The 4556-nt window shown below is 73.5% G+C and carries 5 protein-coding genes; all 5 read left to right on the forward strand.

What is annotated here, in order from left to right:
• Window positions 1–320 precede the first annotated feature (320 nt).
• Window positions 321–2336, forward strand: coding sequence for an ATP-binding protein (locus GTW43_RS03800; protein ID WP_161300184.1), 2016 nt, complete (start codon window positions 321–323; stop codon window positions 2334–2336).
• Window positions 2337–2449: 113 nt separating this feature from the next.
• Window positions 2450–2884: a roadblock/LC7 domain-containing protein gene (locus GTW43_RS03805; protein WP_161300185.1), complete on the forward strand. Its 435-nt coding sequence runs from the start codon at window positions 2450–2452 to the stop codon at window positions 2882–2884.
• A gap of 2 nt (window positions 2885–2886) precedes the next feature.
• The gene (locus GTW43_RS03810) at window positions 2887–3258 is read left to right on the forward strand and encodes a DUF742 domain-containing protein (RefSeq protein WP_161300186.1); all 372 of its coding nucleotides are present in this window, start codon (window positions 2887–2889) and stop codon (window positions 3256–3258) included.
• Window positions 3236–3832, forward strand: coding sequence for an ATP/GTP-binding protein (locus GTW43_RS03815; RefSeq protein WP_161300187.1), 597 nt, complete (start codon window positions 3236–3238; stop codon window positions 3830–3832). Before GTW43_RS03810 ends, GTW43_RS03815 begins: the two co-directional genes overlap by 23 nt.
• 213 nt (window positions 3833–4045) lie before the next feature.
• Window positions 4046–4556 (forward strand): alcohol dehydrogenase catalytic domain-containing protein (locus GTW43_RS03820; protein ID WP_161300188.1); only part of this gene is annotated, 511 nt, incomplete at its 3' end.

The following is a 4556-nucleotide window of genomic DNA, read 5'->3' on the forward strand; positions in this document are numbered from 1 at the left end:
GAAGGCACGTAGGCCCGCGACGTTCGCCGCGACGCGGGCGTCATGCCCGTTCCCCCGTGCCGTGCCGTGGCCCCCGCGGCCACGGACAGCCCGGGCCGGACGGCATCCGACGGGCGAACGCATGTCCGAGGCTACATTCGGACGGCCGTACGACGCCTCATACCAGAGCGGGACGTCCGGCGCCGGAGTTCGGCAACTGCCCACCGCACATGTGGCGTTCACGACTACCGTGAGTGCCCGCTGTGCGACGCCCGGTCGCCCTGCCCGCCGTCGCCGACGCCGACCATCCGCCCCACGAGGACCCAGGACGAGGACGCCGCATGTCTCAGCTTCGCCAGCCGGCCGCCCGCGCAGACCGCCGCGAAGGCGGTCGGCACGGCAGGCCGGCCGGGCGGACCACGTCCCACCCGGCCGAGACCCACATACGCCCCCAACTCCTGCGCCTGGCGGTCCTGCCGCCCCTCGCGGTCGCCCTCGCGGCCACCGCCGCGGTCCTCTACGTGGTCCGCTCCACCGGCGTGCGGCCCGGCCCCGCCCTGTGGGCCGTGCTCACCGGGGCCGGTGTGGTCACCGTCGCCGGGATCGTCATCGCCGCCGTCGCCGCGGGCCGTGCGGCCGCGCTCGTCCGCGACCGGCTGGTCGGCCTGCGCCGCACCAGCGCCCGCGGCCAGGCCGAACTGCGCGGACTCGTCGAACAGTTGCGCAAGGGGGAGGCGCCGCCCTCGCGGCGCCCGCCGAAGGCGCCCGGCTCGGGCGCCGACGACTTCGACCACCTCGCCGCCGACCTGGCCCGTGCCCAGGACACCGCGGTCGCGGCCGTCGTGCAGGCGACCCAGCTGTCGAGCCAGGCCGGCAGCCGGCAGAAGGTCGAGGTCTCCGTCAACCTCGCCCGGCGCCTGCAGTCCCTCGTGCACCGCGAGATCACGATCCTCGACGAGCTCGAGAACGACGTCGAGGACCCCGACCTGCTCAACGGCCTGTTCCACGTCGACCATCTCGCCACGCGGATCCGTCGCCACGCCGAGAACCTCGCGGTGCTCGGCGGCGCCGTCTCCCGCCGTCAGTGGAGCCACCCCGTGTCCATGACCGAGGTGATGCGCTCCGCCATCGCCGAGGTCGAGCAGTACTCAAGAGTGAAGCTCGTGCCGCCCGTCGACGGGACCCTGCGCGGCCACGCCGTGGCCGACTGCATCCACCTGCTCGCCGAACTCGTCGAGAACGCCACGGTGTTCTCCGCCCCGCACACCCAGGTACTGCTCCGGGCCAACATGGTCGCCTCCGGGCTCGCCGTCGAGGTCGAGGACCGGGGCCTCGGGATGCCCGTCGCCGAGCAGAACAGAATGAACGGCCTGCTGACCGACCCCGACCAGGTCAACGTCGCGACGCTGCTCCAGGACGGCCGCATCGGCCTCTTCGTGGTGTCGCAGCTCGCGCGCCGGCACGGCATCACCGTGCGGCTCCAGACGAACATCTACGGGGGAGTGCAGGCGGTCCTCGTCCTCCCGCAGGCCCTGCTCGGCACGGACGGTGAGGACGGGCGCGAGCGGACCCCGCACGTGCGCCGGGCGGCGGCCGCCGCGACCGCCGACAGCGTCCTCGGCCCGCAGGCCGCCGCCGCGCACGGGCACAGCGCGGTGGCCCACCCGGGACTCGGCCCCGGTCCGAGCGCGCTGCCCGCACCGGCCTCCGCGCACCCACCGATCGGGCCCGACGCCCCGGCCCCCGACGGCCGTCCGGGTATTCCGGCCGCACCCGCCGCACCCGTCACTCCCCCCATGTCCATCGGTTCCGCCGCCGCCCCGGCCGCACCGGACACCCCCCAAGTCCCGCACACGCCTGACGCACCCGACGCCCCGGCCGCACCGACGACCGCGACACCACCTCCCGCACCCGTCACCCCGCACGGCGCCATCGCTGCGGTCCCGCGTCAGCCCCGTATCAAGGCACCCGGCCCCGGCCACGTCCCGCTCCCGCAGCGCACCTCGGGCGACCGGCGCGCGACCCCGGCCGAGGCGGTGCCCGGCATCCGGCCCGAGGACCGGGGGGACGCGGGCGCGCACCCGGCCGCCGCGGTACCGCCCGTCCCGCTCGGCGGCGCCGTGCGCGGGACGATGGGCCGCCCCCAACTGCCCCGCCGCAGAGCCCAGGAGCATCTCGCCCCGCAACTGCGTGGCGGCCCCGCCCCACGACAGGACGACGAACCGGTCGGCCACGACCCCGGCCTGATGGCGGCGTTCCAGCGCGGCATCACCCTCGCCGAGAGCGCCGAGCCCCGCGACCTGTCCCGCGAGCCGCGCCCCTCCGCGCCCGACAGCGAGGGCGGACACGGCGAGTGACCCACGCGCGTACCGCACCGCCCCCCTGGGCGATACCCGGCGGGGACCGCCCCGCCGCAGCCGTTCCCCCGACCAGCACCACACCGAGCAGTCCACCAAGGAGTCGATCCCCCATGGCGAGCGATGTGCCGACGGGTCATGTGTCCGATCTCGACTGGCTGATGAGCGGCCTCGTCCAGCGCGTTCCCCACACCACCAGCGCCGTGCTCCTGTCCTCCGACGGCCTCGTCAAGTCCGTCCACGGACTCGACGCCGACAGCGCCGACCACATGGCGGCCCTCGCCTCGGGTCTGTACTCCCTGGGCCGCAGCGCCGGCATCCGGTTCGGGGACGGGGGCGACGTGCGGCAGGTCGTCGTGGAGCTCGACTCCACGCTGCTGTTCGTGTCGACGGCCGGTTCCGGCACCTGTCTCGCCGTGCTCGCAGGACGCGAGGCCGACGCCGCCGTCCTCGGGTACGAGATGGCCATGCTCGTCAAGAGCGTGCGCCCGTACCTGGTGACCGCGCCCCGGCAGCCCTCGGCCGAACCCACGGCGATGAGGAATTGAGGGTGGCGGCCCCGCAGGACGGGCCGTGGCTCGACGGCGCGGCCGGCCGGCTCGTGCGTCCGTACACGGTGAGCAACGGGCGCACCCGGCCGACCACGGCGATGGACCTGCTCTCCCTCGTCATGGCCACCGGATCGACCCCGGTCGGCTACCTGGGACCCGAGCACAGCGAAGTGCTCGACCTGTGCGTCCGGCCCACCTCGGTCGCGGAGATCGCGGGCAACCTCCGGCTTCCCGCCGCCGTCACCAAGGTCCTGCTGTCCGACCTCGTCGACTGCGGCGCGGTCACCACCAAGCCCCCCATGTTCCACGAAAACCCCACTGACCGGTCCCTACTGGAGGCAGTGCTCGATGGACTACGACGACAGCTCTGAGCTGTTCCCGACCGCGCTCAAGATCCTTGTCGCGGGAGGGTTCGGCGTCGGCAAGACGACCTTCGTCGGCGCGGTGAGCGAGATCGCACCGCTCAGTACCGAAGAGCTGCTCACCACGGTCAGTGCCGCGACCGACAGTCTCGACGGCATCGAGAACAAGGTCGAGACCACGGTCGCCATGGACTTCGGGCGCATCACCCTGGACCCCGAACACGTGCTCTACCTCTTCGGCACCCCGGGCCAGGAGCGCTTCTGGTTCATGTGGGACGAGCTCTCCGAAGGCGCGCTCGGCGCGGTCATCATCGCCGACACGCGCCGCCTCGAGGAGTGCTTCGCCGCCGTCGACTTCTTCGAGGAACGCGGCATGGGCTTCATCGTCGCCGTCAACGAGTTCGACGGGGCGTACCGCTACGAACCCGAGGAGGTGCGCGCGGCGATCGACCTCGACCCCGGCGTCCCGGTCGTGCGCTGCGACGCCCGCATCTCCAGCTCGGGCATCCAGACACTGCTCACGCTGGTGCGCCATCTCCTGGCACACTCCCCGGCGCCGTCCGGTTTCGGGGCTCATATGTGAGGCGCACCGTCGGGGGCCGCCGCCGCGCTGCCGCCCCCCCCTGCGGGCCTGTAGGAAAGCTGCGACGCCGCTTAAGAAATCCTCGATGGACCTGGAGCGCCGTGGTACGGAAGAGTCCGGGGTGGCGGCCGGCTGACCGCCACCTCCACTCACTCTTCCCCGTGTGCGGGCGGCCCCGTGCTGCCCGCGTGCGCGACGACAGGAGCCGAGCCGTTGAAGGCGCTGGTCAAGGAGAAGGCCGAACCGGGACTCTGGCTGACGGACGTGCCCGAGCCGTCCGTCGGACCCGGTGACGTGCTGATCAAGGTGCTGCGCACCGGGATCTGCGGCACCGACCTGCACATCCGCAGCTGGGACGGGTGGGCGCAGTCGACGATCGCGACCCCGCTCGTCGTCGGTCACGAGTTCGTCGGCGAGGTCGTCGAGACCGGCGCCGCCGTCACCGACATCGCCGTCGGCGACAAGGTCAGCGGCGAGGGCCACCTCGTGTGCGGCAAGTGCCGCAACTGCCTCGCCGGCCGCCGCCACCTGTGCCGCGCCACCGTCGGCCTCGGCGTCGGCCGCGACGGGGCCTTCGCCGAGTACGTGGCCCTGCCCGCGTCCAACGTGTGGGTGCACCGCGTCCCCGTCGACCTCGACGTCGCCGCGATCTTCGACCCGTTCGGCAACGCCGTGCACACCGCGCTGTCCTTCCCCCTCGTCGGTGAGGACGTACTGATCACCA

Source organism: Streptomyces sp. SID5785, assembly GCF_009870065.1.
In the GTDB taxonomy this organism is placed as follows: domain Bacteria; phylum Actinomycetota; class Actinomycetes; order Streptomycetales; family Streptomycetaceae; genus Streptomyces.